The organism is Bacillus sp. LK2, from assembly GCF_001043575.1.
Classification (GTDB): domain Bacteria; phylum Bacillota; class Bacilli; order Bacillales; family Bacillaceae_G; genus Bacillus_A; species Bacillus_A paramycoides.
Genome location: NZ_LDUK01000021.1, coordinates 252,117 through 277,888, shown reverse-complemented (window position 1 = coordinate 277,888; position 25,772 = coordinate 252,117). Strand labels below are relative to the sequence as shown.

The window sequence follows — 25,772 nt, the reverse complement described above, 5'->3', positions numbered from 1 at the left end:
TGTATGGTTCATATACAAAAAATTACACCAGAAATGAAAGAAACAATTCAGGATTTTATGTGTGAAAATTGGGGAAGCTCAATGATGGTCTCACGGGGCAGAGTACATCGATTGGAAAAATTACCCGGTTTTGTTGCGCTTCAAAATGACAGAATAGTGGGAATTATAACTTGTGAAGTGACAGAAAACATGTGTGAAATTGTATCGTTAGATAGTCTTGAAGAAGGAAAGGGGATTGGTACAAAACTGGTGGATTGTGTATTGCAAATAGCAAGGGAGAATGGATGTAAAAAAGTATGGCTCATTACGACGAATGATAATATGAACGCACTTCGTTTTTATCAGAAACGTAACTTTATGATGACGAACTTATATATTAATGCGGTAAAGGAAGCACGAAAAATAAAGAAAGAAATTCCGTTTATTGGTTATGATAATATCGCGATTTCACATGAAATTCAGCTGGAGTATATTTTGTGAGTAAAGTGGAAGTTATGTAACAATTTTCAGAAATATAAAACAATAGCCTTGACGAATGTTATATTTTGGTTTAGTTTAAAATTGTAATCTATTACCATATTAAGGGGTGACGATGTGGCAACTATACGTGATGTTGCAAAATTGGCCGGTGTTTCAGTCGCGACTGTTTCAAGAGTAATTAACGAAAAAGGATATGTCCATGAAGATACGGTGAAACAAGTAAAAAAAGCAATTGAAGAATTACATTATAGGCCGAATGCTGTAGCAAAGCCTTTATTTAAACAGCCTTCAACGATGATTGCATTACTTGTAGATAATTTGCATAATCCATTATACATCACTTTGCTGCGTTTCGTTGAGGAAATAGCATATAAAGAAGGATATCAAGTAGTAGTTTGTAATATAGAAAATAAGAATAGATACATAGATATGTTTATGCAAAATAACATTGCAGGCGTTATAATGACGGAAACTGTTTTTCGAAGTATAGGAGGAATCTCACTTCCTTTCGTTGTGCTTGAGGAAAGGAAATCTCTTATGAGCTATTATGAAAGTGGGCAGAAGGCTGTTTCTTTATTAAAAGAGAAAGGCTGTCAGTTTCTTGCTTATATTGGTGAGGGGGTAGAGAGTGAAGAAATGGAAGAGCATGTGGCAGGATTTTTAGACACTGCTTGGAAAGAAGGAATTTCTTATCGAGAGGAAATTGTACAAGGGTATACGAATCAACAGTTTCTTGAAATATTGCAAAAGCATCCGTACATAGATGGGATTGTAGCTTCGAGTGACAAGGTCGCTATTGAGCTAATCAGGGCGGCGAAAACTCTTAATATTCATATACCAGGCAAGTTGCAAATCATTGGATTTAATGGGAGTGTAGAGGGGGAATGGATAAGTCCATCGTTAACGACGATTGGAAGCCATATCGAAGAAAATGGAAAAATAGCTTTTCAGCAGTTAATTGGAAAAATAAAAGAGAAGAAAGTGGAACAAGAAGAAGTAAAAACAGAATGTAGATTCATTGAGAGAGAAACAACAAAGTAAAAGGTGCGTTTTTAAAACGCACCTTTTATAGTGTAATTGCGGCAATAAAGCCGAATATAAGTAACGGTATATTATAGTGTAGAAAAGTTGGAACACATGTATCCCATATATGGTGATGCTGACCGTCAGCATTTAAACCGGAAGTTGGTCCAAGTGTACTATCTGATGCTGGAGATCCTGCGTCACCTAGTGCACCAGCTGTCCCGATAATTGCGATTGTTGCCATCGGGCTAAATCCGAGCTGGATGCATAACGGCACGAAAATTGTTGTTAAGATTGGGATGGTTGAAAAAGATGAACCAATTCCCATCGTCACGAGAAGTCCAATGACGAGCATAAGAAATGCAGCGAGCGGTTTACTATTTCCGATTATATGCGCACTCGTTTGCACAAGAGATTCAACGTGTCCAGTTTTTCGAAGAACAGCGCCAAATCCAGCGGCAGAAATCATAACAAATCCGATAAAGGACATCATGCGCATCCCGCTCGTTAAAATAGCATCGGCTTCTTTAAGAGGAAGACTACCGCTAACTGATAAGACGATAATCCCTGCTAAAGCACCGAAGATCATTGATTCTGTTGCTAATTGAACAGTTAATGTAGCTAGAATAGATAATAAACCAAAAGTAATGCTTCTTTTCGTATAGGGAACGATTTCATTCTGTGCAGCATGAACGTGTTCTATTTCATACGTACGTGGTTTTCGGTATGTAATGAAAACCGCTACACATAATCCGATAATCATACCGATTGCTGGAATAGTCATTGCTTTTGGAATAAGTGCGACATCAAATGTAAGACCACTTTGCGCAGCATTTGTTTGCAACACGTCATGATAAATTTTTCCGAACCCTGCTGGGACCCACATGTAAGGGGTAATCAATCCAAATGTAATAAGACATGTTACAAGCCTACGATCCACCTTCAGTTCATTTAATACTTTTAAAAGTGCTGGAATTAAGATCGGGATGAAGGCGATATGAACAGGGATAATATTTTGTGAGAAACAAGCCATTGTTAAAATAATAAATAATATAAGTATTTTAGAATAGACTTGTTTTTTTGTGTCTTGTTCGTTGCCAATCCATTTTAAGGCTGATTGGATCATTGCATCGGGAAGCCCTGTTTTTGAAAGGGAAATAGCAAATCCACCAAGCATTGCGTAGCTTAATGCGATAGGAGCACTGTTCCCAAGACCAGTTGTAAAAGTGCTAATTGTTTCTGAAATACCCAGGCCACCGATAAGTCCGCCTGTTAAAGCTCCAACAATAATGGCGACGATGACTTGGACACGTAACAAACTAAGCAATAGCATGACTGCTACTGCGACGAGTACAGCGTTCATAATAAATGTAATCTCCTAATTTTTATTCTGTTAAGGCAAGCAAATACGAAGTATGTTATTTTGTCGTTACACGTGTTTGCGACATATTATTATAAAATGTTTTTTATGAAATGTAAAAGAGCCATTTGTTATTTATGTTGAAAAGATAGCTCTTGTTTAATTGATTGTAAAGATTTGGCGAATAGTTCAGGCTCTTCTAAATCTGGAGAATGCGCCGAGTTTGGAAACCAAATCATCTTTTTAATAGGAGCTTGAATGATATCGCAATATTGTTGAACGAGTGCATAAGGAGTTTGATAATCATAGCGACCGGAACAAAAATAAACAGGAACGGATAAACTTGAAATAGACGAAAAGAAATCGATTGTCAGCATCTCTTCCCATAAAACCCCGGACTTTAAATTTCCTGTGAGAAACTTGAACCAATCTAACAGCGTGTATTCAGGAGAAAAGAAACCTTTTCGTATGAAAGAAAAGGAAGATCCGTTTTGTATTGCTCCTCCAAATGTACCAAGCCACTTTCTTTGAATAATGAGACGTCTCGTATCTAAAAAGGGTGGTTTACCTAATTTTAAAAGAGAAGCTAGTGCTTTTTTATGGTCATGTTTTTTTGCCGAGTTAATTAAATGTTGGAATAGTAATTCCTCATTTTTCTTCATATGTACGATTTGACCGATGCCGATATAAGCCTCTATATATTCCGGACATTGACTAGCGATTTTCAGTCCGATAATACTCCCCCAAGAATGACCAGCGAGAAATAATTTTTGCTTATTGAACCTTTTAAGAAGATATTGGATGACTTCTTTTGCATCTGAAACAAATTGATCAATCGTAAAGTTTGATTGGATATCCCGCCATAAAAAGGATTTTCCTGCCCCACGTTGGTCCCAATTAATCACAATAAAATGCTTTTCTAACTCTTTTTGAAAATGTCGAATAAAGCCGATTTGAGCCATACCAGGTCCGCCGTGACAGCATAATAAAATAGGCTGATCCACATTTTGCCCACGTATAAGGAGAGATTGTTTCCAATCATTAATCATAACGCTTTCTATCGTAGCGATACTGTTAGGGATTAATTGCTTCTTTTCGTTATAAAACTGAGGGGTATGGCTACGAAAAAGCATATGTAAACCTCCTTTTCTTAAATGGTATGAATCGCACGGGCTCTTTCTTTTGCATATACTACTAGAAAATCATTGTATCATAACATACTGGTTAGATTTCAAGCTTAGGCAATTAAGAGAGGAGGGAGAATGTGACGATTGGAGAAATTATCGATTCTTTAAATAGACGTGAATCATATCGAGAGAAATAAAAGAAAGGATACTATGTTCCATATAAGAGCGTGTATCCTTTTTAACTTATTTTATTTGTGTTTTGAAAAGTAATATGGAAACTAAACAGCATGATTTTGTTCATCAGCAGCTGCGCGTCGAAATGCTTCTTTTATTTGCTGATTTGTCTCTTCGTCTGCAATTTCTAAGTAAAAATCAACAGAGCGTTGTGCATCTTGTATAGCGAATTCTAATCCGTTCAAATAAAGAGTTGGGCATTCTTCAGTGATCTGAGGCTGAGGGTTTTTACCAGTTAAAAGGGTGTGAATTTGTACAAATTGGTGGAAATGTTTTATTTCATCTTGCCGAATTTCAAGAATCTGATTTCGTTCATTGTTTTCTCAATACTACGAATAGGTTTGTCGTTTTGTCGATATAAAGCATCGCAATTGTCTGGCCGGAAATACATATGAACCCTCTCAGTATAGTTTTCTGTATACTACGAGGAAATAAGGGGCTATGTGCTTATCTATTACTGCACTAGAAGAATACGATAATATGTATAACCATAAAAGAAGAAGCTCCTTGCATATTAAAAGGAGCTTCTTCTTTCGAGTGTCACGCACTAGTTTGATTAATATTTAGTTGTTTTTTTGAATACGGCCATCAATAATTGGCTGAATTGGTTCTTTTAATTGTTTTACATAATCGACTAACGCTTCAAAATCGTTTGGACCAGTTTCAGCATTTTTTCCATTTTTAAAGGATACGAATCCATCACCGCCAGAAGCTAGAAAAGCATTTGCAACTACGCTATACGTTTTAGAGGAAGCTAATTCTTCACCATTTGTTAAACGGATATTAGTAACCTTTTCGCCATTTGGTTTATTTGCATCCCAAGTGTATTGAATACCTGAAATTTGGAGCATTCTCGTAGCTCCTTTTTGCCATTGTTGATTTAAAATATCACGAATATCTTGACCTGTTAAATCTACTTTAATTAATTGATTTCCGAAAGGTTGAATGCCATATAATTCGCCCCATGTAATATCTCCAGCGTCTAGATCGTTACGAATGCCACCGGGATTCATAAGAGCGATTTGTGCTTGCATTGTTTGGCGCTGTGCATCGGCAATTAAATTTCCAAGAGTAGATTCACCAGCATCGTTTTGTTTACGGTCGATAGGTGCTGTGGATTTCCCTACAACTTCATTTACAAGCGGTGCAATTTTTTCTTTATATTGATCTAATTTTTGTTTTACTTGTTTATCAGGCTCTACACCTTCATGGTACGTTGTAATAACTTCAGCTTTTTTCTTAACGATATCTTTTGTTTTTCTATCAATGGTTACATCTACGTCTGAGAAAGCCATTCCGTAAGAATTCGCTTGTACGATAAGTTTATTATTTACAGTACCATTTACATACGTATGACTATGTCCACCGAAAATAACATCAACTTCAGGGTCTGTTTCATTTGCAATACGGACAAGATCACCATTTGTTACACCAGTGTCATCAGTTGTACCTCCAACATGTGCGAGGACTACGATAGATTTAACGCCGAGACGCTTTAATTGTTGTGTGGATTTATTAATAGCTTCTACTTCATCAGTAATTTGTACATTTTTTAGCATAGTGGGCATAACGACATTTGGTGTATCCGTTGTAACAACCCCAATGAATCCTACAGGAACTCCATCAACCATTTTTACAGTAAATGGCGGTAAAAATAAGCGGCCAGTTGATTTATTATAGAAGTTTGCAGCGACATAAGGGAAGTTTGCTCCTTCGAAATTCCCTGTTTTTTCGTGATATCCACCGTAAATGAGGCGTTTCATTTCATCGATACCTTCATCGAATTCATGATTTCCAATTGTACCAACATCAAACTTTAAGTCATTTAAAAATTCAATAGTTGGTTCGTCTTGTAGTAAAGCTGAAACTGGTGGACTAGCACCGACAATATCTCCAGCATGCACAAGAAGTGTATTTGGATTTTGTTTTTTACGTTCTTTTAAATAAGTGGCTAAGTATTCAGCACCACCAGCTTCTTTGTTATTAATTTTTTTTACAGTGTCTAGTTGTCCATGGAAATCATTAATACCAAGCATTTGTACGTCTATGTATCGGTTTTGTTCAGCAGGAGTCTGAGATGGAGGAGCGGCGAATACACTTGAAAAAGTCATGGTGCTTAAAATAGCGACAGCAGGAATAATTTTTTTCCACATGATTAGTTTCTCCTTTTTTATAATCTGACATCATACGACATAATTTTAATAGATTAATAGGAGTATATCTACAATAAAATTTAGTTTTTTCGAAAAATTAACATATTTACAAAAAATAAATAATAGAGAATGCGAGAGTAATGTACCTTTTTTATTGTCGATTTCACCGTGTATCCTCTATAATGGAGGAAAAAGTAAAAGGTGAGCAGTATGAAGAAAAAGAAACAAAGACAAATGCAAAGACAATCTCAAATGAATAAACCAGAGAAAGAATCACTTACATTAGGTGATCAATTGAACGATTCACTAATGCAACAATTAAAGAATAAGAAAAAAGAGTTGCAAGTAAGAGAAGAGAAAAAAGAGGCAGCTGAGCAAGAAAGAAAGCGTAAAGAGCAAAAAGAGCGTGAAAAGAATAAATCATTTGAAGAACTGTTAAGTGAAAGTAACCTTACTTGGAAAGACTTTAAATAATAAAAAATGATCAGTGAAATATCACTGATCATTTTTTTTGACGAGTTTGTAAGAAAAGGGGAGTTAAAATGAGAAAAATTGTAGTCGTTCCGTACGAAAATCATTGGAGTGAGAAATTCCAAATGGAAGCCGAAAGATTAAAATTGGCGATGCCAGAAACGGTGAAAATTTATCATATTGGCAGTACATCAGTGCCAGGACTTGCGGCTAAGCCAATCATTGATATGATAATGGAAGTAGATAGTATTGAAAGAGTGGATCATTGGAATAAACAATTTGACGAGCTTGGTTATATTGTGAAAGGGGAAAATGGCATTTCAGGTCGCCGTTTTTTTATTCATGGAACTGAGGAGAAACGCTCGTATCACTTGCACGTATTTGAAAAAGAAAATTCTGAGATTACAAGGCATTTAGCGTTTCGTGATTATATGATGGCTCATTGTGAAGAAGCTGAGGCATATGCAACTTTAAAGAAAGAACTGGCAGAAAAATATACATATGATGGCACGCTGTATACAGAAGGAAAAGATGAGTTTGTACGTAATGTTGATGAAAAAGCAAAAGAATGGATAGAAAATAACGTGAATGACTGAGTTCACGTTATTTTTATAAGGTGTATAAAATTATTATGTAAACTGTACGTATGTTTTGACTTTTTGGATGAATCTTGTTGAAATAAAGTGGTGGTTTATAAAAATGTAACAATGAAAGGGAGAACGAATGTGCATATTCCAACAACTACACTTCATAATGGCGTGAAAATGCCAATGATTGGCTTAGGCGTTTATAAAGCGAAAGAAGGCGACGAAGTAAAACAAGCAGTAAAAAAAGCGTTAGAAGTTGGATACCGTTCGATTGATACAGCGACTGTATATGAAAATGAAAGCGGTGTCGGAGAGGCGGTTCGTGAATCAGGAATCCCGCGAGAAGACTTATTTATTACAACGAAAGTTTGGAACGACGATCAAGGGTACGAGGAGACGCTCGAGGCATTTGAAAAAAGTTTAAAGAAATTACAAATGGACTACGTAGATTTATATTTAATACATTGGCCGATAAGAGGGAAGTATGTTGATACGTACCGAGCTTTAGAAAAATTGTATGAAGAAGGTAAAGTGCGTGCGATAGGTGTTTCTAATTTTCATCAACATCACTTAGAACTGTTATTACCAAATTGCAAAGTGAAGCCGATGGTAAACCAAGTGGAACTTCATCCAATGTTAGCGCAATTTGAATTGCGTAACTTCTGTCAAAATGAGCAAATTCAAATGGAAGCATGGAGTCCATTAATGAGGGGTGGGGAAGTATTCGAGCACCCAATTATTCAGGATATTGCTAACAAATATGAAAAAACACCCGCGCAAGTTATATTAAGATGGGATATTCAAAGTGGGATTGTGACAATTCCTAAATCTGTTACGCCATCTCGTATTGAAGAGAACTTTACTATTTTTGATTTCTCATTAACTGAAGAAGAGATGAATCAAATTAATACGTTAGATCGTAATTTACATGTAGGGACGAATCCTGATAAATATGATACGTTATAAAAAGGCGCTACCAGTATGGTAGCGTCTTTTTAACGATGTAAAGCATATGTATCAAATTTTACAATTTGCTGAAGTTGTGTATATTCTTCTTCTGTTAAAGGTGTTTGTTTACCAGCATGTACATTTTCTTGCAACTGTTGAATAGAGCTTGCACCAGGTATAACAGATGCAACAGTTTCATTATGTAAGCAATATTGAATAGCTGTTCCTGTTAAAGAGTTCCCCCCGATTATTTCTTTTACACTTGCTAATGCTGTATTTAATTCATCATAAGAATAGGAGAGGTAATCTTTTTCTTTCACTTTTCCTATCTTCGTTTCATTGCTGTCAGTTAACAGTCCTTTTGCAAGTGGTCCGCGTGCGATGACACTAATTTGATGTTCATTAAGCAGCGAGAACCATTCTTCAGGGCGACGATTTAAAAGGCTGTACTCCATTAATACACTAACGATATTTGAACGTTTTGCATACTCACGGATGACATTTGGACGTATAGAAGAGATACCATAATGACGAATAATACCTTCTTTTTTTAATTCTTCAAAGGCTTCAACAGTTTCATCGATAGGATCTTCAATCGTCCCGCCATGCAGTTGATATAAATCAATATAATCTGTTTGAAGTCTACGTAAACTTTCTTTTACTTCGGCCTTTATGTAAGTTTTAGAAGGATCCCAAGACCAGCCGTTTTTTTCTTCTGTCCATCGATTTCCAACCTTTGTTGTAAGAACAATTTGATCTCGTTTTCCTTTCAGAGCTTTGCCGACAAATTCTTCATTTAATCCATAATCGTATAAGTCCGCTGTATCAAAAAAGTTAATTCCTATATCGATTGCCTCATCGATAATACGCATAGCTTCTACTTCAGATGTACCGAGAGACATACAGCCAAATCCGATTTCCGTAACATATAAATCTGATTTTCCTAATTGACGTTTTTTCATAAGTCAACCTCCTTATCTTTATTGTACGAAAGGGGAAGAAGGTTGACAAACGTTTACTTTTTGTTTGCTGTAATCCACTCCTGCACAGTTGTATACTCTTTTCCATATTGTTTTAGTTTATGACGAATTTGCCATGCTTTGCCGACTAAAGTGACGCGATTTGGTAAAATATAAATTTTCATTTCTATCACGCTCCTTTCAATGTGGTAAAATGTATGAAGAACGATTAGGAAATAGAACAGGGAGATGAAGTAGTATGAGTAATCTTGCAGAAAGAACAGTAAAAACTGAACCGATTTTTGATGGTAGAGTTATAAAAGTTCGTGTTGATGATGTAGTATTACCAAATGGAGAAATGAGTAAACGTGAAATCGTAAATCACCCTGGGGCAGTTGCTATTATTGCTATTACTGATGAGGGGAAAATTGTACTTGTTGAGCAGTATCGTAAAGCTCTCGAAAAGGCAATTGTGGAAATTCCAGCTGGGAAGTTAGAACCTGGGGAAAAGCCAGAGGTAACAGCAGTTCGTGAATTAGAAGAAGAAACAGGATATGTATGTGAAAATATGGAATTTATCACATCTTTCTATACATCACCTGGTTTTGCAGACGAGATTTTATATGTATATAAAGCGACAGGATTAAAACAAAAAGAAAATAAAGCAGCTTTAGATGAAGATGAATTTGTGGAATTAATGGAAGTGTCATTAGAAGAAGCAATTTCTCTTATGGAAAATCATCGTATTCATGATGCGAAGACGATGTTTGCAGTACAATATTTACAATTACAAAAATAAAACACTCGCCTTAGGCGAGTGTTTTTTAATTAATTTTCGCATATACACGTGCATCGCGTAAGCTACCGTCTGGCGCTAGGAAATCATTTTCCATAGTACCCTCTAAAATAAATTCAAGACGTTCTGCTAAGCTACATGCATTTACATTTGTTGCATCAGTACGAATTTCAATTCTTCTAGCACCTAGTTTATCAAAGGCAAATTGAATGGCCCCTTTAACGGCTTCTGTCATATAGCCTTGCTTTGTATAAGCGCTATGTAACCAGAAGTGAAGTGAAAACTTTGGAATATCCCAGTTTTCAGGCTTAAGAGTAATAGCTCCGATGAATGTACCAGATACTTTATCGTATAAGTGAAAATCAAGTGTTTCACGAAGTAAAAACTGTCCGTGAGCTTCGCGAACAATTTCTTCAGCACTTTCTTCTGTTTCAGCTGTAATTGGCATCCACGGTAATAAGTCTTCTAGAGAAGCTTGGATTGCTTCATATACTTCTGTACCGTCACCTGGAAACGGCTTACGTACTTGCAAGCGCTCAGTTTGAAATAATGTTGGAAAATCTAACAATAATGGTTTCAAGAGAAATCCCTCCTATTCTCTACTATTTAGTTTAGCAAAGTAGAGCGGAATTTCAATGTTAATTCGTCATACTTTTTTCTTTCTCACATACATTTTTAGTAAGAGTGTGAACGGAGGGAAGGAAAATGTGGCGAAAAACTTGGCAAGACCGTGTAATGTCTCACATACAGGAAAATTCTTCACTATATATATTTAACTCTGTTTTATTATTGATGGGAGTAATATTTGGAGCGATTCTTGTGAATAGTTTACAAATAAACCAAAAGCAAGATTTATCATTTTATTTACAGCGTTTTTTTGGACAAGTTTCTAAAGGAGAATTTGCTATTGCGGGTGAAATGTTTCGAGAAAGTTACTTTTCGCAATTAAAATATATTGGCTTTATTTGGATTTTAGGGATTTCCATTATTGGATTGCCACTTATTTTTATCTTATTATTTTTAAAAGGAGTAGTTGTTGGATTTACAGTAGGTTTTTTAGTAAGTCAGCACGGATGGAATGGATTGCTATTAGCATTTGTATCTGTATTGCCGCAAAATTTAATTATAATTCCAGTGTTTCTTGTTATGACAACAATTGCTGCAAGCTTTTCTTTGAGAATGATTAGGCACCAATTTATCCGGAAAATAACTGAGCCACTATTACCGTTATTAATTCGTTATACATGCTTTTTTCTCGTGATTGGAGCAGTGTTAGCTATCGCTTCTAGCGTCGAAGCATATGCATCACCAATTTTAATGAAAGAAGTCGTGGAAGCTATTAATAAAAAATAAATACTTTTTGAGAATAATTATCAATTTGTTTTTATTGTTTTTTCTTTTGACAGAAGCCCTTCTTCTGATATAATGGTGTAAGAGTGGCGAGGAGGGAGTAGTACCGAATGGAAGAAAGAATTGAACGAATTAAGAAGCAATTACATGCAGCGAGCTATAAATTGACACCACAACGTGAAGCAACAGTTCGTGTGCTGCTAGAAAATGAAGAAGATCATTTAAGCGCAGAAGATGTATACCTCCTTGTAAAAGAAAAGTCGCCAGAGATCGGATTAGCAACCGTCTATCGAACTTTAGAGCTATTATCTGAGTTAAAAGTTGTCGATAAGATTAACTTCGGAGACGGTGTTTCACGCTATGACTTACGCCAAGAAGGTGCACAGCGTTTCCACCATCATTTAATCTGTACACAATGCGGTGCTGTACAAGAAATACAAGAAGATTTACTTGGTGAAGTGGAGAATAAAGTAGAACGAGACTGGAGCTTTAAGGTGAAAGATCATCGTTTAACATTCCATGGGATTTGTAAAAATTGTCAAGAAAATGAAACGGATGAAAAATAACCTTTTCCTATTTAACTAGGAAGAGGTTTTTTATTTGAATAAGGTATAAATCGGTGAAAGCTTGGCATATGTTGTAATAACTTATATTTTGGAGGAATTTACAATGCGCCGAGCTTTGAAATTAACTTTTGATGGGATGAAAGTATTTTTATTATTTACGAGTTGTACGATTTTGTTTTATTTCGCTATACTATGGATAAATGAAGAATATGAAAGTTACCATCGTTATGAAAAGCCAAAAGAAGAGACTGTAGAAAAAGTATCAGGGAATGAGGAGCCGGCAAAGGATGCTTTCGTAAATAGAATGATGTTTTTCTATGAAAATGGGGAGTAGTGTAGATTGGAAGATCAATTAAAAGATTTTATTCATTATATGATTGTTGAAAAAGGATTAGCGAAAAATACAGTTGTATCTTACGAACGTGATTTGAAAAGCTATGTGAAGTATTTGCAAAATGTGGAACAGACGAAGACATTTCATGAAGTGACACGCCTACACATTGTTAACTTTTTGCAGTATTTAAAAGAAAATGGGAAGTCTTCAAAAACATTGGCACGTCATATTGCATCGATTCGTTCGTTTCACCAATTTCTACTTCGTGAACGAGCGGTGGAGCATGACCCATCGGTACATATTGAAACGCCGCAAGGAGAACGGAAATTACCAAAAGTATTATCTGTTGACGAAGTAGAAGCGTTACTTCAAACACCGAAAGCGGCGAGTGCTTTTGGGATTCGTGATAAAGCAATGTTAGAGTTATTGTATGCAACAGGACTTCGTGTTTCAGAATTAATTGCATTAAATTTAGAAGATGTACACTTAACGATGGGGTTTGTTCGCTGCATAGGGAAAGGGAATAAAGAAAGAATTATTCCATTAGGAAGCTTAGCGACGGAAGCGATTCAAAAGTATATTGAAAAAGGTAGAAGAGAATTGATGGGGAAAAAAGCAGTAGATGCGCTCTTTTTAAACCATCATGGAAACCGATTATCGAGACAAGGGTTTTGGAAAATTTTAAAGCGATTAGCGAAAGAAGCAAATATTGAAAAAGAGCTTACACCGCATACGTTGCGTCACTCTTTTGCTACGCATTTATTAGAGAACGGGGCAGATTTGCGTGCTGTACAAGAAATGCTTGGACATGCAGATATTTCAACAACGCAAATCTATACACACGTTTCAAAAACTAGATTAAAAGATGTATATAAACAGTTCCATCCGAGAGCATAGTTATTATGCTCTTTTTTTTCATAGATTGAGAAGAGTAAAGCACTTCACAAAAACTTCACAAACATTTCGTACATTGTTTTCAGCAGAAGACTAGAATATTACAATGTATTTCCTCTATACTAAGGAAAGTATGAAGGAGGAAATGAAGATGAAAAAACTTATTATGACTTTATTTATCGCGATGCTAGCACTGGCTGGCTGTAATACAAACAAAGAAGAACCGAAAAAAGAACAGAAACTTGAAGCTATAAACGTAGCAGTTCAAACGAATCCGAAAGAAATAAAACCTGGTGAAAAAACAGAAGTACAAGCACTTGTTACACAAGGAAAAGAAAGAGTGACGGATGCTGATGACGTAAAGTTTGAGATTTGGAAAGATGGCGACGAAAAACACGAGATGTTAAATGGTAAGCATAAAGGGAAAGGTGTTTATGCTGTAGAGAAAACATTTGAAACTGATGGAGTATATCATATTATTCCTCATACAAATGCACGTGATATGCACGTTATGCCAGAACACAAAGTTGCTGTAGGGAATGCGAAAGTAGAAGATGCGAAAAAAGAAAATAGCGATCACAGTGCAGGACATGGCGATCATAAAAGTGACACAATGATTCACCTTATGGCTGGTGACATAAAGGCAAATGCTGAATCAACAATGAAAGTTCATTTAATGCAAAAAGAAGAAGCGTTAACTGGTGCTGAAGTTCAACTCGAGATTTGGAAAGATGGTGTTGAAAAACACGAATTTATTCCAGCGAAAGAAGGAAATAAAGGAGAGTATGAAACGAAACATACTTTCAAAGAGAACGGCTCTTACAAAGTGAAAGTTCATGTAAGAAAAGGCGAACTGCATGAACATAAAGAAGAAACAGTAGAAGTAAAATAAAAAAGCAGCTCTTTAGAGCCGCTTTTTTATTTTTATATTAGGAAATTATTCATAAAATGATTAGCACTTCTTTGTAGAATGGATTACAATAGAAGTGTGAAGAAAATGAGAAATTCTACGAAAATGTATTAAAAAGAAAGCGTAAACATGTTATGATATCAATATCAGTTGTCTGACATCTGACTTAGAAAAAACTAGAAATGTTTTTCAGTCGTTTCAAGTAAAACGAAATAGGTTAGAGAATTTAAAGAAGTACTGTTTGACAATGAGAACGAAAGATAATTCTTATGGATAACAGTTTCACTTTATAGCGTTTTGAACATACTACAAGAAGTAGAACTGAACTTATAGGAGGTCGCAGTTATGAATAAATATAAACGTATTTTCCTAGTCGTAATGGACTCAGTAGGGATCGGTGAAGCACCAGATGCTGAGCAATTTGGTGATTTAGGTTCTGATACAATTGGTCACATTGCTGAACATATGAATGGATTACAAATGCCAAACATGGTGAAACTAGGTCTTGGTAACATTCGTGAAATGAAAGGAATCTCTAAAGTAGAGAAACCGCTTGGATATTATACAAAAATGCAAGAGAAATCTACTGGTAAAGATACAATGACAGGTCACTGGGAAATCATGGGCCTATATATTGATACACCATTCCAAGTGTTCCCTGAAGGATTCCCGAAAGAATTACTTGATGAATTAGAGGCAAAAACAGGCCGTAAAATTATCGGTAATAAGCCAGCTTCTGGAACTGAGATTCTTGATGAGCTTGGTCAAGAGCAAATGGAAACAGGTTCTTTAATCGTTTACACTTCTGCTGATAGCGTATTACAAATCGCAGCTCATGAAGAAGTAGTACCACTTGAAGAACTATATAAAATTTGTAAAATCGCACGTGAACTAACATTAGATGAGAAGTACATGGTAGGACGTGTTATCGCTCGTCCGTTCGTTGGAGAACCAGGAAACTTCACACGTACACCAAATCGTCATGACTATGCGTTAAAACCATTTGGTCGCACAGTCATGAATGAACTAAAAGATAGCGATTATGACGTAATTGCTATTGGTAAAATTTCTGATATTTATGATGGAGAAGGGGTAACTGAATCACTTCGTACGAAGTCTAATATGGATGGAATGGATAAGCTTGTAGATACATTAAATATGGACTTTACAGGTCTTAGCTTCTTAAACTTAGTTGACTTTGATGCATTATTCGGTCATCGCCGTGACCCACAAGGATACGGAGAAGCATTACAAGAATATGATGCACGTCTTCCAGAAGTATTCGAAAAACTAAAAGAAGATGATCTATTATTAATTACAGCAGACCACGGTAATGATCCAGTTCACCACGGTACTGATCATACACGTGAATATGTGCCGTTATTAGCATATAGCCCAAGCATGAAAGATGGCGGACAAGAATTATCACTTCGTCAAACATTTGCTGATATTGGTGCAACTGTAGCAGAAAACTTTAACGTTAAAATGCCAGAACACGGAACAAGCTTCTTAAACGAGCTAAAGAAATAGGGGGATAAACAAATGAATCGTGAACTTATTACAAAATCAGCTTCATACTTAAAAGAGCAATTTCAAGAGACACCACAAGTAGGACTAATCCTTGGATCTGGACTAGGTGTATTAGCAGATGAAATCGAGAATGCAGTAACAGTACCATACAGCGAAATCCCTGAATTCCCAGTTTCAACTGTAGAAGGTCATGCAGGTCAATTAGTATTTGGTACACTTCAAGGTGTAACAGTAGTAGCAATGCAAGGACGTTTCCATTTCTACGAAGGATATGATATGCAAAAAGTAACATTCCCAGTTCGTGTTATGAAAGAACTAGGTGTAGAAACAGTTGTTGTAACGAATGCAGCTGGTGGTGTAAATACATCATTTGAACCAGGCGATCTTATGTTAATTTCAGATCACATTAACTTCATGGGTACGAATCCATTAATCGGACCGAATGATTCTGAAATGGGTGTACGCTTCCCTGATATGTCTACATCATATACGACAGAACTTCGCGAAATGGCGAAACAAGTTGCAGCAGACTTAAACATTAAAGTACAAGAAGGTGTATACGTTGGAATGACAGGTCCTGTATATGAAACACCTGCTGAAATTCGTATGCTTCGTACACTTGGCGGAGATGCAGTTGGTATGTCAACAGTACCAGAAGTAATTGTAGCGCGTCACGCAGGTATGAAAGTACTAGGTATTTCTTGTATTTCAAATATGGCAGCTGGTATTTTAGATCAGCCACTTCACCATGATGAAGTAATTGAAACGACAGAACGTGTTAAAGCTAACTTCTTAGCACTAGTAAAAGCAATCGTAAAACAAATGAAGGGGTGACTTCACAATGAGAATGGTGGACCTAATTGCAAAAAAACGTGATGGACATGCATTAACGACAGAAGAAATTAACTTTATCGTTGAGGGATACACAAATGGTGATATTCCTGATTATCAAGTAAGTTCACTTGCAATGGCAATTTTCTTCCAAGATATGAATGATCAAGAACGTGCAGATTTAACGATGGCAATGGTAAATAGCGGTGATACAATTGACTTATCAGCCATTGAAGGGGTCAAAGTAGATAAGCATTCAACAGGTGGAGTTGGTGATACAACGACACTTGTATTAGGTCCATTAGTAGCTGCTTTAGGTGTACCAGTTGCGAAAATGTCTGGACGAGGTCTAGGACATACGGGTGGTACAATTGATAAATTAGAAGCAGTACCAGGATTCCATGTGGAAATTGAAAATGATGAATTCATGCGTCTTGTAAATGAAAATAAAATTGCTGTTATCGGTCAAAGTGGAAACTTAACACCTGCTGATAAAAAATTGTATGCACTTCGTGATGTAACGGCAACAGTAAACTCAATTCCGCTTATTGCAAGCTCGATTATGAGTAAAAAAATTGCTGCTGGTGCAGATGCAATCGTTCTTGATGTGAAAACTGGAGCAGGAGCATTTATGAAAACGGATGAAGATGCAAAACGTTTAGCAGAAGCAATGGTACGAATCGGTAATAACGTTGGTCGTAATACGATGGCAGTTATTTCTGATATGAGCCAACCACTTGGTGAGGCTATTGGTAACGCATTAGAAGTACAAGAAGCAATTGATACATTACAAGGTAAAGGACCAAAAGATTTAGAAGAGTTATGTTTAACGCTTGGAAGTCAAATGGTATACCTTGCTGGACAAGCTTCATCTTTAGAAGATGCTCGTGAAAAGTTAATTGAAGTAATGAACAACGGTAAAGCGCTAGAATCATTTAAAACGTTCTTATCAGCGCAAGGCGGCGATGCATCTGTTGTTGATGATCCTTCTAAATTACCACAAGCACAATTTAAAATTGAAGTGGAAGCAAAAGAAGACGGTTATGTATCGGAAATCGTTGCAGATGAAATCGGAACAGCAGCAATGCTTTTAGGGGCAGGTCGTGCGACGAAAGAGTCTGAAATCGATTTAGCAGTTGGTCTAATGCTTCGCAAAAAAGTAGGCGATAGCGTGAAAAAAGGTGACTCTCTTGTTACAATTTACGCAAACCGCGAAAATGTTGAAGACGTAAAAGCGAAAATTTATGAGAACATGAAAATCGCTAAAGACCATATAGATGCACCAACTTTAGTACACGGTATTGTAACAAAGTAATAAAAAAAGCTGAGGAGATTTCTCCTTGGCTTTTTTGACTATTTTTTGTTTATAATAATAATGGGTGAAATTATGATTAGAATTTGTGCAATAACGAAAAAAAATGAAGTTTTATATGATGTTTCGCTAGAAGAAACGCAAAAAGAAAACATCGTATGGTATTGGCTTGATTTATATAAGCCGACGAAAGAAGAGTATACATATATTTTGCAAGATCATTTTAAGTTCCATCCCCTTGCAATTGAAGATTGTGTAGAATATGTACAAAGACCAAAGGTAGATTTTTATGATGGTTATAATTTTTTAGTTCTCCATGCATTCGGCGAAGACGGATTAGAACCGCATGAAATCGATTTATTTGTTAGTGATCGATTTATAGTCTCTTTCCATTTTTCTCATAACAATGCGATTGAAAGAGTATGGAAAACGCTCGGTGAGAAGAAACGTATTAAGAAGAGTCCTTTACATGTAGCGCATACCATTATTGACCAAATTGTAGATGATTATTTCGCACCTGTTTATTACATTGAAGACCATTTAAATGCAATTGATGATAATTTAACGGGTGAGACAGCAGGAAGTGTGCTAGAAGAGGTATTTGATATTCGTGCAGATTTATCTAAGCTAAGGCGTACGATTATTCCGATGCGTGATTTATTGTATCGCATTTTAAATTCAACTCGTTTTTACGGTATAAGCGATCATGAAATTTATTTTAAAGATATACATGATCATTTGCTTAAACTGACAGAGATGATTGAAGCGAGCCGTGAATTAACAGCAGATATTCGAGATAGCTACTTTTCATTGAATTCCCACCATATGAACAACATTATGAAAACATTAACTGTATTCTCGACTATTTTCATGCCATTAACATTTATTGCAGGGGTATATGGCATGAACTTTTCGCATATGCCAGAGCTTGGCGGACAGTATAGTTATTTTATTTGTTTATTTTTAATGGCTTTAATTGGCGGAGGAATGATGGTTTGGTTTTACAAAAAAGGATGGTTTAAGTAAAAAAAACACCGAGAAATACTCGGTGTTTTTTTACTAGCCAATAGCGTGTAATACGAACATGGCTAAGAATAAACATGTAATGATATACATGGATGGTGCGACTTCTTTACGCTTTCCAAGAGCAACTTTCAAGATAGGATAAGCAATAAATCCGAACGCAATGCCATCAGCGATACTATATGTGAACGGAATCATAACGATAATTAAAAACGCTGGAAATCCTTCTGAAAAGTCGTTCAGAGGAATTTTTTGAATGCTTGTAATCATCAGGCCGCCAATAATAATTAAGATTGGTGCAATGGCACTATTAGGAATTAGTTTGACAAACGGAAGCGCAAACAGTGATGCGAAGAATAACAATCCTGTAACGATAGACGTCAGACCTGTCTTTCCGCCTGCGGTAATACCTGCAGCACTCTCTACAGTTGAAACGGTAGGGCTTGTGCCAAATAGACCACATGTCATTGCTGAAATTGCATTTGCTTGGTAAGCACGTGGGAATTTACGGTCATCTTCTAATAAACCGTGTAAAAGCCCCATGTTCTCAAAAATAAGCACCATGCTTAAGGAGAATGTTGCAATCCAAAACGGTAAGGAAGAAAGTTTCCCAAATGACATAGCTCCAAATACATCGCCGTAATTAGCGAATGAAAACGAACTATTTCCCACTTGACTCGTATCTACAAGGCCGAACAGCCATGCAATACCAGTTCCAATTGCAATCGTCCATAAAAAGTTTCCACGTACGTTACGCACAAATAGCACAAGTGCTACAATAAGAGTAAGTAGTGTTGCAAGAACGACAGGACTACTTAATTTCCCCATTGCTACAGCAGTAGTAGGATGCGAAACGACTAAACCACCTTTTTGCAAGCCGATGAAAGCTAAAAATAACCCGATACCGACAGTGATCGCTTCCTTTAATGACTTTGGAATCGATACCGAAAGCACGCGAGCAATCGGTGTAAACGCGGCAATTGCAAAAATAATACCAGAGATAAAGACAGCAGCTAATGCTTCTTGCCAAGTTAAACCGAGCGTATGCACAGCAGTGTACGTGAAGAATGCATTTACACCCATACCAGGGACAAGAATAGCAGGTGCATTTGCCCAAAATGCCATGAGTAGACATCCGACAAATGAACTAAAAACAGTTGCCAAGATTCCTGCCTCAAGAGGAATGCCGGCATCTGATAAGATTGACGCATTTACAATCATAATATAAACGATCGTGAAAAATGACGTAACTCCAGCTAAAACTTCTTGTTTTGGTGATGTTTCGTGTAAGTCTAATTTAAATGTTCTTTCAAGTATTCCTTTCATGTTAAACCTTCTTTTTCATATCCCTCTCCCACCCGTGATATCTCTTTTGTAAGAGCTCACCGTCCTTTATTATATCAGAACATCATGTTTTTACAACAACGAAAATGATAACGGTTACTTATAAATGAAATTATTTATAAATAAGTAAAAATAGCCCGGATAGATGAAATGATTTCTAATTCTCCTGATTGAATGGGAGGAGCTGCGTGCGCTTGCAAAGTAGCATAGGATGCAACCTCCCGTGGTAATTGGACAGATTCTTCAACGAATGACAGTGGAACAGGATTAATATTTAAATTGTATGTACTCGCAATTGTACGAGCTTTGTCTACTGCTTGTTGCAGAGCCTGAATGAGAGCTTGCTCATAATATTTATTTGGATGAGATATTCGAAAACGTAACCCTTTTGCTACATTTGCACCATTCGAAACGGCTATATCATATACTTCCCCTGCTTTTTGCACATTTAAAACGGTAATTTCATACAAATGCTCCACACGGTATCCTTGTAGTAATGCTTTATCATTTACATATTCGTATTGAGGAGTAATCGTATAAGAAATGGTTTCTATATCTTTATCGGCAATACCGAGCTGTTTGAGTGCATCCAGCAATTGTTTCGATTGTATCGCATTTTCTTCTTGCGCCTGTTTTACATTTTTACTATCTGTTCGAATTCCGAGTGTTAATATAACAACATTTGGTTTTGCTTTTACAATGCCTTCTCCTTGTACAGTAATAGTAGCTTCTTTACCAGCATTTGTCGTACGGATATTATGTAAATACGGATTCATTCCACCTTGCATTTTACATCACCATCCTTTTTTATCCCGCTATTTGCGGACAGTAAGACTGCCCGTAAAAGCCCGATTGGTGTGGGCTAATAATTAGTGGGGGATGGAGACCTCCCCACTGATTAAAGTTTTACTTTATATGTATATGTGTGAACAAAAAAGAAAATCGTATGAAAAAAGTTACATAAATGAGAATGATGAGGAAATAAAGCATATACAACAGAGGTATTTATAGATTATAATATGTGTAAATATGATAAAAAAGGGACGAGGCTAGTGAACGAAAAAAGAGAAACACTGATTTTAGATTTATCTGCATCATTTCGAAAGATGATACGTTTATTACAAAATGATATTAATACACGTTTTTCAGAGCATATGCCATATAATGAATTCTCTGTCCTACGTGCGTTGTTTTTAAAAAGTCCACAGATGGCTTCGCAAATTGCGAGTGAAGTAAACGTAACCTCCAGTCATATTACAGCTGTAACAGATCGTCTCGTACGAAAAGGATTTGTAGAAAGAAAACGTTCAAATTCAGATCGTCGTATCGTGTACTTAGAAATTACAGAACACGGACGAGAAGTAACTGAAAAACTTGAAGCTGTACGTAAAGAATATTATAAAGATAGATTTAAAGGTTGGAGCGACCAAGAGATAGAAATGGTTTTAGAACTATTTGGCCGCGTATTATAATAAATGAGGATAGGAAGCGAGAGCTTTCCTATCCTTTTTCTTTTGAATAAAAACATTTTGAAACTCCGATACTTTAATTAAAAAGATCGGAGGAAAGATTATGAAATATATTGCTGCACTTACCATTTTACTTGGAAGTTTTTTCTGTTTTCATACATTCACGTACGCCGATACCCCTATTCAAGTGGTGCAAAAAGAAGTGAAGTATATTGAAAATGATAATACGGTCTTATATTCGAAATTATGGGTTCGTTCTATGCAAAATGCAGTATTATTCCATCACAGCGATAATATTCGTAATCAGGACACATTGCGTAATGTAACAAATTCAGAGCTCGTTAAAGCGAAGCAATTGCCGTTTAAGAAAGCATCTATGTACATTCCGAGATTATCGCAATACGTATCAAAAGCAGGGAAAGAAAATATTCAAGTGTACTACATTGCGGTGCATTATAACGTGAAAAAAGAAAATGCATATCAACTTAATGGTATGAACTATTTTCTACAAGTATTTGTGAAAGAAAATGGGAAATGGAAAATTGCTGAAAGTGTAGTCGCACCGACAGAACAAATTGTACAAAATGGTGATGGATTTGGGATGAAAGAAGAGATGGTGTATGGGGATAGGAGAGAGAATGTAAAATAACCTCGCTCTTAGCGAGGAGGTTATTTTATTTGAAATTCCAAGAGACTTTCCATTTTAATATTTTAGGTAGGAGGAAATACATAATTAAACTAGCCGCCAAAAATCCGATGTAAAAGCTGGACAATGACTGTGCACGACTTAGTATTAAACCTCCAACGATCCCGCCAAAGAAAATAGCACAAGCCATAACTACTTTTTGTAGTTTTGGATATAATAAATAGTTACCATTTCGTTCATTGGCTGAACGAATATATAAATACATCCCGAGTGGTAACAAAATAATGATATGTGCAATAGGTCCAATTAATGTTTTTGCTGGTGGAATCCTTGTGAAATTTGGTTCGTTATGACGCACTCCATCTGAATCGGTATAAGCGCTTTGTGGATCATAATTAAAGTCAATATAAAAATTTTCTGCTGGACCAGAAATACGTATGTTTTCTATACGACGTTGTATATTGCTATTGTCCTCATGAAATTCAGTATTTGAGTGAACAGCAATGACTCCAGAAATAAGTAATGGAAGGAAAGCAGGGAAGATTAATATAGCTGCAGTAAGAAATCCTTGCGATATAATATTCCCGGCAATTGTTCCTATGCATAAGGCAAGTGTATAAATAGCGATTAATACAATTAACATGTATATAAAATAACTATGAAATGGGGAAAATACTTGATATTTATTATGAAAAGTCAACTTTTTCATAATAGCAAATAGTCCCCAGTTTAAAACGACAATCGCAACGATATTACAGATTCCAAACAACCATTTTGTTATATAAAGGTGTGAACGTTTAAAGGGCATAGACCATAACAAGTCACTAGAGTTACTTTGTCTTTCCCAGCCAATTAATGTACAGGCGAGTACGATAAGTGTACCACCTTGAAATATGACAGGGTCTATAAGTGATAAATCAAAGTTGTAATGATATATGTATTTCCATTTTTTATTCATATTTAAAAAGTGTTGTTGTTGAATAGAAGTCATATAGTATTTATATGACAAAGTATAGAAGCTGACGAGCCAAAATAGCCATACAACATATTTACTTTGTTGATACGTTCTTAGCCATAGTGCTTTTTGAAACATAGGATCTCTCCTTTAAAAAACTTTATAATTTGTTAGGCGTGATAATACAACATAAGTAATGATTCCAGCGAGAAACAAACCTATATAGTAGTTAAGTAAGAAATTGAATTGAGTTATTTTATAGCCACCTAGTAATGCAAAGTAAATGGTTGTCCCCCATATCCATAGTTTTAAATGTTTTTGGAAAATAAATATCTTTTGACTGTTTTCATTTGGTGATCGCGTATATAAATATGTTCCAAGTAGTAAGTAAAAAATTGTATAAAAAATAGGGACTAGCATGCATTTAGCCGAATAGTAACTATAAGATGCTGGATCTCTTAAAGCAGTTGAATCTTTTTCTTTTTTACGTGATTTTGGATCATAATCGTAATAAATAGAAAAATTATATATTGGTACAACTATATTTGTTTTATTATTTATTTCAGAAAGACTTTCATATAAGGAAGAGTTTCTACTATTTTGGGCATCTAAATGATTTATTGTAAAATTGTATAGTAATGAAATAAATGTAAGACCCATTAGTAACCAAGGAATACAAAAAGCGACTTGTGAAACAACGCTTCCAGTAAAGGTACCAATACATAATGCAGCTGTATATACTGCAACATATGAAACAATTGCATAAAGAAAGTATCGATGAAATGGTTCAAATGATTGATAATCAAAATGAATTGTTGTTCTATAAATTAAGTACATAACAATCCAGTTTACAAGAAGAGACCCTACAATCCAGAATGAACCGAAAGCCCATTTAGATAAGAAAATATCTTTTCTTTTAAATGGCATTGTCATAAGTAGTGCATTAGACTGGTTGCTACGTTCCCATCCTATTAATAGACAAGCAATAGAGATAATAAGAATAGTTATCGAAAAACTATTACCTGTATTTTGCCAAAAAGCATAATCATAATAGAACGTTCCCTTTTCATGTAATTTATAATAATTAGCAAGTTGTCGCTGAGCTGCTTTATAGTATCCGAAAGATAGAAGATAAAGAGTATAAAAGAAGAATAGTAATACAGCATATTTCCCGCGCTTCCAATTCCACATCCACAACGCTTTATGAAACATACCCATCCTCCTTCAGTGTCGTAACGAAGACATCTTCAAGTGACATTGTTAATTCTTCAATGAGTATAGGTTGCTCTTTATAAAACTTCTCAAGCGTTACAGCTACATTTCCTTCGATTAAAATCGTATATACTTTTCCCGTTTGATTTAATATTTTAATATTGCTTAAGTTTTCTAGTTTTTGAGGTAATGATCGTTCGTAAGCAACTTGTATTTTAGCAAATCGTGATTTTGCATCGTCTAGTGACGTAATAGAATCTACTGTATGCCCTTTTAAAATAATGATTATATCTGCGATTTTTTCAACTTCATCTAAATGATGAGTAGAGATGAAAATCGTAATTTCTTTCTCTGCTACTTCTTCAACGAGAAATTGTAGGATTTGTCTTTTAATGATAGGATCAAGCCCGTTTGTCGGTTCATCTAAAATAATATATTCTGCTTTTGCAGCGAAAGCTAAAATGATGGCAAGCAGTGCTTTCATTCCTTTTGAATAGCTACGGATTCGTTTGTTCGGCAAGTTAAAACGTTCTAATATTTCATAAAAATATTGTTCATCGAATGCTGTATAAACGGCTTTATAAAACTTCACGATTTCCTTTACTGTATATCCGTTCAGTATGTTAGTAGAATCCGGAACATATACAACTTTTTGTTTAATTTCCGGCTGCATATGAACATCTGTATCCTCATATGTAACAGTGCCTTCATCGGGGTCTAAAATGCCGACCATCGTTCGTAATAAAGTTGTTTTCCCTGCACCGTTTCTACCGAGCAATCCGACGATACTACCTTTTTGTAATGTGAAAGAAACATCGTCTAAAATTGTTTGATTATCAATTGTTTTCTTCAAGTTTGTCACTTTCAGCATCTGTACTTCCTCCAATCTCTTTGTAGTATGAATCTATCCAATCGTGAATTTTATCTTTCGTAATCCCAAGATAAGAGGCTTCTAGTAGTAATTGATGAAATTGCTTTTCAACCATAGCGATTTTCCTTTCGTCTAATGTTGGGGTAATCGATTGGGATACAAATGTTCCTTTCCCTCGTAATGTTTCAATAATTCCTTGTCGCTCTAATTCTTGATAAGCTTTGCTTACTGTATTTGGATTTATAACGAGCAAAGATGCGAGCTCGCGTACAGAAGGAAGCTTATCACTTGGAGCTAACATGTTTTTCAATACGAGTTCTTTTACATTTTGGACAATTTGTTCCCATATCGGAGTGTTGCTTCTTGGATCAAGTTGAATATGCAAGA

29 protein-coding genes and 1 pseudogene are annotated in these 25,772 nt (G+C 35.8%); 17 read left to right on the top strand and 13 right to left on the bottom strand.

Going from position 1 to position 25,772, the window contains the following annotated elements; all coding sequences use genetic code 11:
- Positions 1-3 precede the first annotated feature (3 nt).
- Both VK90_RS16365 and VK90_RS16360 read left to right on the top strand, forming a co-directional pair.
- Positions 4-480, top strand: a complete 477-nt coding sequence (locus VK90_RS16365; protein ID WP_048374113.1) for a GNAT family N-acetyltransferase — start codon at positions 4-6, stop codon at positions 478-480.
- Positions 481-594: 114 nt separating this feature from the next.
- Complete coding sequence (locus VK90_RS16360; protein WP_048374112.1) at positions 595-1,521, top strand: LacI family DNA-binding transcriptional regulator; 927 nt, start codon at positions 595-597, stop codon at positions 1,519-1,521.
- A 25-nt stretch (positions 1,522-1,546) separates the two neighbouring features.
- Here the strand turns inward: VK90_RS16360 and VK90_RS16355 are convergent, their stop codons facing one another.
- The 4 genes and pseudogenes from VK90_RS16355 to VK90_RS16340 all read right to left on the bottom strand — a co-directional run bounded on the left by VK90_RS16355 (position 1,547) and on the right by VK90_RS16340 (position 6,377).
- Positions 1,547-2,866 (bottom strand): Na+/H+ antiporter family protein, encoded by a 1,320-nt coding sequence (locus VK90_RS16355; protein WP_048374111.1) that lies wholly within the window; start codon positions 2,864-2,866, stop codon positions 1,547-1,549.
- A 128-nt stretch (positions 2,867-2,994) separates the two neighbouring features.
- Positions 2,995-3,996 carry an alpha/beta fold hydrolase gene (locus VK90_RS16350; RefSeq protein WP_048374110.1) on the bottom strand — a complete coding sequence of 334 codons (1,002 nt, stop codon included), beginning with the start codon at positions 3,994-3,996 and terminating at the stop codon, positions 2,995-2,997.
- 272 nt (positions 3,997-4,268) lie between these two features.
- Positions 4,269-4,615, bottom strand: a pseudogene (locus tag VK90_RS16345) (ferritin-like domain-containing protein).
- 172 nt (positions 4,616-4,787) lie between these two features.
- Positions 4,788-6,377: a bifunctional metallophosphatase/5'-nucleotidase gene (locus VK90_RS16340; RefSeq protein WP_048374108.1), complete on the bottom strand. Its 1,590-nt coding sequence runs from the start codon at positions 6,375-6,377 to the stop codon at positions 4,788-4,790.
- 210 nt (positions 6,378-6,587) lie between these two features.
- On the opposite strand from VK90_RS16340, the gene VK90_RS16335 reads away from it, so the two are divergent.
- The 3 genes from VK90_RS16335 to VK90_RS16325 all read left to right on the top strand — a co-directional run bounded on the left by VK90_RS16335 (position 6,588) and on the right by VK90_RS16325 (position 8,401).
- Positions 6,588-6,851, top strand: a complete 264-nt coding sequence (locus VK90_RS16335; RefSeq protein WP_025150128.1) for a YqkE family protein — start codon at positions 6,588-6,590, stop codon at positions 6,849-6,851.
- Between the two features lie 68 nt (positions 6,852-6,919).
- Positions 6,920-7,444 carry a GrpB family protein gene (locus tag VK90_RS16330; RefSeq protein WP_048374107.1) on the top strand — a complete coding sequence of 175 codons (525 nt, stop codon included), beginning with the start codon at positions 6,920-6,922 and terminating at the stop codon, positions 7,442-7,444.
- 129 nt (positions 7,445-7,573) lie between these two features.
- Positions 7,574-8,401: an aldo/keto reductase gene (locus VK90_RS16325; protein WP_048374106.1), complete on the top strand. Its 828-nt coding sequence runs from the start codon at positions 7,574-7,576 to the stop codon at positions 8,399-8,401.
- A gap of 29 nt (positions 8,402-8,430) precedes the next feature.
- Here VK90_RS16325 and VK90_RS16320 read toward each other — a convergent pair whose 3' ends face one another.
- Both VK90_RS16320 and mciZ read right to left on the bottom strand, forming a co-directional pair.
- Complete coding sequence (locus VK90_RS16320; RefSeq protein ID WP_048374105.1) at positions 8,431-9,345, bottom strand: aldo/keto reductase; 915 nt, start codon at positions 9,343-9,345, stop codon at positions 8,431-8,433.
- A 53-nt stretch (positions 9,346-9,398) separates the two neighbouring features.
- Complete coding sequence (gene mciZ, locus VK90_RS16315) at positions 9,399-9,527, bottom strand: Z-ring formation inhibitor MciZ (RefSeq protein ID WP_002173323.1); 129 nt, start codon at positions 9,525-9,527, stop codon at positions 9,399-9,401.
- A gap of 74 nt (positions 9,528-9,601) precedes the next feature.
- Between mciZ and VK90_RS16310 the strand changes: the two genes are divergently transcribed.
- A complete protein-coding gene (locus tag VK90_RS16310; protein ID WP_002173322.1) occupies positions 9,602-10,141 on the top strand; it encodes an NUDIX domain-containing protein in 540 nt (179 codons plus the stop codon).
- Between the two features lie 25 nt (positions 10,142-10,166).
- Here VK90_RS16310 and VK90_RS16305 read toward each other — a convergent pair whose 3' ends face one another.
- Complete coding sequence (locus VK90_RS16305) at positions 10,167-10,718, bottom strand: GNAT family N-acetyltransferase (RefSeq protein WP_002173321.1); 552 nt, start codon at positions 10,716-10,718, stop codon at positions 10,167-10,169.
- Positions 10,719-10,873: 155 nt separating this feature from the next.
- Between VK90_RS16305 and spoIIM the strand changes: the two genes are divergently transcribed.
- From spoIIM to corA, 9 genes are all read left to right on the top strand, one after another.
- A complete protein-coding gene (gene spoIIM, locus VK90_RS16300) occupies positions 10,874-11,491 on the top strand; it encodes a stage II sporulation protein M (protein ID WP_231595869.1) in 618 nt (205 codons plus the stop codon).
- Between the two features lie 107 nt (positions 11,492-11,598).
- Positions 11,599-12,054: a ferric iron uptake transcriptional regulator gene (gene fur, locus VK90_RS16295; protein WP_000392654.1), complete on the top strand. Its 456-nt coding sequence runs from the start codon at positions 11,599-11,601 to the stop codon at positions 12,052-12,054.
- A 103-nt stretch (positions 12,055-12,157) separates the two neighbouring features.
- Positions 12,158-12,388 carry a YqzK family protein gene (locus VK90_RS16290; RefSeq protein ID WP_001250436.1) on the top strand — a complete coding sequence of 77 codons (231 nt, stop codon included), beginning with the start codon at positions 12,158-12,160 and terminating at the stop codon, positions 12,386-12,388.
- A gap of 6 nt (positions 12,389-12,394) precedes the next feature.
- Positions 12,395-13,285: a site-specific tyrosine recombinase XerD gene (gene xerD / locus VK90_RS16285; protein WP_002173319.1), complete on the top strand. Its 891-nt coding sequence runs from the start codon at positions 12,395-12,397 to the stop codon at positions 13,283-13,285.
- 148 nt (positions 13,286-13,433) lie between these two features.
- Positions 13,434-14,174, top strand: coding sequence for a FixH family protein (locus tag VK90_RS16280; RefSeq protein ID WP_048374104.1), 741 nt, complete (start codon positions 13,434-13,436; stop codon positions 14,172-14,174).
- Between the two features lie 363 nt (positions 14,175-14,537).
- Entirely contained in the window at positions 14,538-15,722 is a 1,185-nt protein-coding gene (deoB, locus tag VK90_RS16275) for a phosphopentomutase (protein ID WP_048374103.1), read from the top strand.
- A gap of 12 nt (positions 15,723-15,734) precedes the next feature.
- A complete protein-coding gene (locus VK90_RS16270; protein WP_025150135.1) occupies positions 15,735-16,556 on the top strand; it encodes a purine-nucleoside phosphorylase in 822 nt (273 codons plus the stop codon).
- Positions 16,557-16,563: 7 nt separating this feature from the next.
- Entirely contained in the window at positions 16,564-17,868 is a 1,305-nt protein-coding gene (locus VK90_RS16265; protein ID WP_048374102.1) for a pyrimidine-nucleoside phosphorylase, read from the top strand.
- Between the two features lie 60 nt (positions 17,869-17,928).
- Positions 17,929-18,891: a magnesium/cobalt transporter CorA gene (corA, locus tag VK90_RS16260; RefSeq protein WP_048374213.1), complete on the top strand. Its 963-nt coding sequence runs from the start codon at positions 17,929-17,931 to the stop codon at positions 18,889-18,891.
- Between the two features lie 33 nt (positions 18,892-18,924).
- On the opposite strand, the gene VK90_RS16255 is transcribed toward corA, so the two are convergent.
- Both VK90_RS16255 and VK90_RS16250 read right to left on the bottom strand, forming a co-directional pair.
- On the bottom strand, positions 18,925-20,214 hold the full coding sequence (locus VK90_RS16255) for an NCS2 family permease (protein WP_048374101.1): 1,290 nt from the start codon (positions 20,212-20,214) through the stop codon (positions 18,925-18,927).
- Between the two features lie 134 nt (positions 20,215-20,348).
- Positions 20,349-21,020, bottom strand: coding sequence for an SIMPL domain-containing protein (locus VK90_RS16250; protein ID WP_048374100.1), 672 nt, complete (start codon positions 21,018-21,020; stop codon positions 20,349-20,351).
- A gap of 264 nt (positions 21,021-21,284) precedes the next feature.
- Here VK90_RS16250 and VK90_RS16245 point away from each other — a divergent pair, with 264 nt between their 5' ends.
- Positions 21,285-21,704, top strand: coding sequence for a MarR family winged helix-turn-helix transcriptional regulator (locus VK90_RS16245; RefSeq protein ID WP_025150140.1), 420 nt, complete (start codon positions 21,285-21,287; stop codon positions 21,702-21,704).
- Positions 21,705-21,804: 100 nt separating this feature from the next.
- The gene (locus VK90_RS16240; protein WP_048374099.1) at positions 21,805-22,350 is read left to right on the top strand and encodes a hypothetical protein; all 546 of its coding nucleotides are present in this window, start codon (positions 21,805-21,807) and stop codon (positions 22,348-22,350) included.
- A 25-nt stretch (positions 22,351-22,375) separates the two neighbouring features.
- On the opposite strand, the gene VK90_RS16235 is transcribed toward VK90_RS16240, so the two are convergent.
- Genes VK90_RS16235 through VK90_RS16220 form a run of 4 tightly spaced genes read right to left on the bottom strand, consistent with a single transcriptional unit; the run spans position 22,376 to position 25,770 of the window.
- On the bottom strand, positions 22,376-23,440 hold the full coding sequence (locus VK90_RS16235; protein WP_048374098.1) for an ABC-2 transporter permease: 1,065 nt from the start codon (positions 23,438-23,440) through the stop codon (positions 22,376-22,378).
- A 12-nt stretch (positions 23,441-23,452) separates the two neighbouring features.
- Complete coding sequence (locus VK90_RS16230; RefSeq protein WP_048374097.1) at positions 23,453-24,514, bottom strand: ABC transporter permease subunit; 1,062 nt, start codon at positions 24,512-24,514, stop codon at positions 23,453-23,455.
- Entirely contained in the window at positions 24,504-25,385 is an 882-nt protein-coding gene (locus VK90_RS16225; protein WP_048374096.1) for an ABC transporter ATP-binding protein, read from the bottom strand. Before VK90_RS16225 ends, VK90_RS16230 begins: the two co-directional genes overlap by 11 nt.
- Positions 25,351-25,770, bottom strand: coding sequence for a GntR family transcriptional regulator (locus VK90_RS16220; protein ID WP_025150145.1), 420 nt, complete (start codon positions 25,768-25,770; stop codon positions 25,351-25,353). Before VK90_RS16220 ends, VK90_RS16225 begins: the two co-directional genes overlap by 35 nt.
- Positions 25,771-25,772: the final 2 nt, after the last annotated feature.

What these genes read in the sequence shown, in the direction of transcription:
- VK90_RS16365 (WP_048374113.1), top strand. Translation starts at nt 4, where the DNA reads ATGGTTCATATACAAAAAATTACACCAGAAATGAAAGAAACAATTCAG.
- VK90_RS16355 (WP_048374111.1), bottom strand. Translation starts at nt 2,866, where the DNA reads ATGAACGCTGTACTCGTCGCAGTAGCAGTCATGCTATTGCTTAGTTTG.
- VK90_RS16350 (WP_048374110.1), bottom strand. Translation starts at nt 3,996, where the DNA reads ATGCTTTTTCGTAGCCATACCCCTCAGTTTTATAACGAAAAGAAGCAA.
- VK90_RS16340 (WP_048374108.1), bottom strand. Translation starts at nt 6,377, where the DNA reads ATGTGGAAAAAAATTATTCCTGCTGTCGCTATTTTAAGCACCATGACT.
- VK90_RS16335 (WP_025150128.1), top strand. Translation starts at nt 6,588, where the DNA reads ATGAAGAAAAAGAAACAAAGACAAATGCAAAGACAATCTCAAATGAAT.
- VK90_RS16330 (WP_048374107.1), top strand. Translation starts at nt 6,920, where the DNA reads ATGAGAAAAATTGTAGTCGTTCCGTACGAAAATCATTGGAGTGAGAAA.
- VK90_RS16320 (WP_048374105.1), bottom strand. Translation starts at nt 9,345, where the DNA reads ATGAAAAAACGTCAATTAGGAAAATCAGATTTATATGTTACGGAAATC.
- mciZ (WP_002173323.1), bottom strand. Translation starts at nt 9,527, where the DNA reads ATGAAAATTTATATTTTACCAAATCGCGTCACTTTAGTCGGCAAAGCA.
- VK90_RS16310 (WP_002173322.1), top strand. Translation starts at nt 9,602, where the DNA reads ATGAGTAATCTTGCAGAAAGAACAGTAAAAACTGAACCGATTTTTGAT.
- spoIIM (WP_231595869.1), top strand. Translation starts at nt 10,874, where the DNA reads ATGTCTCACATACAGGAAAATTCTTCACTATATATATTTAACTCTGTT.
- fur (WP_000392654.1), top strand. Translation starts at nt 11,599, where the DNA reads ATGGAAGAAAGAATTGAACGAATTAAGAAGCAATTACATGCAGCGAGC.
- VK90_RS16290 (WP_001250436.1), top strand. Translation starts at nt 12,158, where the DNA reads ATGCGCCGAGCTTTGAAATTAACTTTTGATGGGATGAAAGTATTTTTA.
- VK90_RS16280 (WP_048374104.1), top strand. Translation starts at nt 13,434, where the DNA reads ATGAAAAAACTTATTATGACTTTATTTATCGCGATGCTAGCACTGGCT.
- deoB (WP_048374103.1), top strand. Translation starts at nt 14,538, where the DNA reads ATGAATAAATATAAACGTATTTTCCTAGTCGTAATGGACTCAGTAGGG.
- VK90_RS16270 (WP_025150135.1), top strand. Translation starts at nt 15,735, where the DNA reads ATGAATCGTGAACTTATTACAAAATCAGCTTCATACTTAAAAGAGCAA.
- VK90_RS16265 (WP_048374102.1), top strand. Translation starts at nt 16,564, where the DNA reads ATGAGAATGGTGGACCTAATTGCAAAAAAACGTGATGGACATGCATTA.
- corA (WP_048374213.1), top strand. Translation starts at nt 17,929, where the DNA reads ATGGGTGAAATTATGATTAGAATTTGTGCAATAACGAAAAAAAATGAA.
- VK90_RS16255 (WP_048374101.1), bottom strand. Translation starts at nt 20,214, where the DNA reads ATGAAAGGAATACTTGAAAGAACATTTAAATTAGACTTACACGAAACA.
- VK90_RS16250 (WP_048374100.1), bottom strand. Translation starts at nt 21,020, where the DNA reads ATGCAAGGTGGAATGAATCCGTATTTACATAATATCCGTACGACAAAT.
- VK90_RS16240 (WP_048374099.1), top strand. Translation starts at nt 21,805, where the DNA reads ATGAAATATATTGCTGCACTTACCATTTTACTTGGAAGTTTTTTCTGT.
- VK90_RS16235 (WP_048374098.1), bottom strand. Translation starts at nt 23,440, where the DNA reads ATGTTTCAAAAAGCACTATGGCTAAGAACGTATCAACAAAGTAAATAT.
- VK90_RS16230 (WP_048374097.1), bottom strand. Translation starts at nt 24,514, where the DNA reads ATGTTTCATAAAGCGTTGTGGATGTGGAATTGGAAGCGCGGGAAATAT.
- VK90_RS16225 (WP_048374096.1), bottom strand. Translation starts at nt 25,385, where the DNA reads ATGCTGAAAGTGACAAACTTGAAGAAAACAATTGATAATCAAACAATT.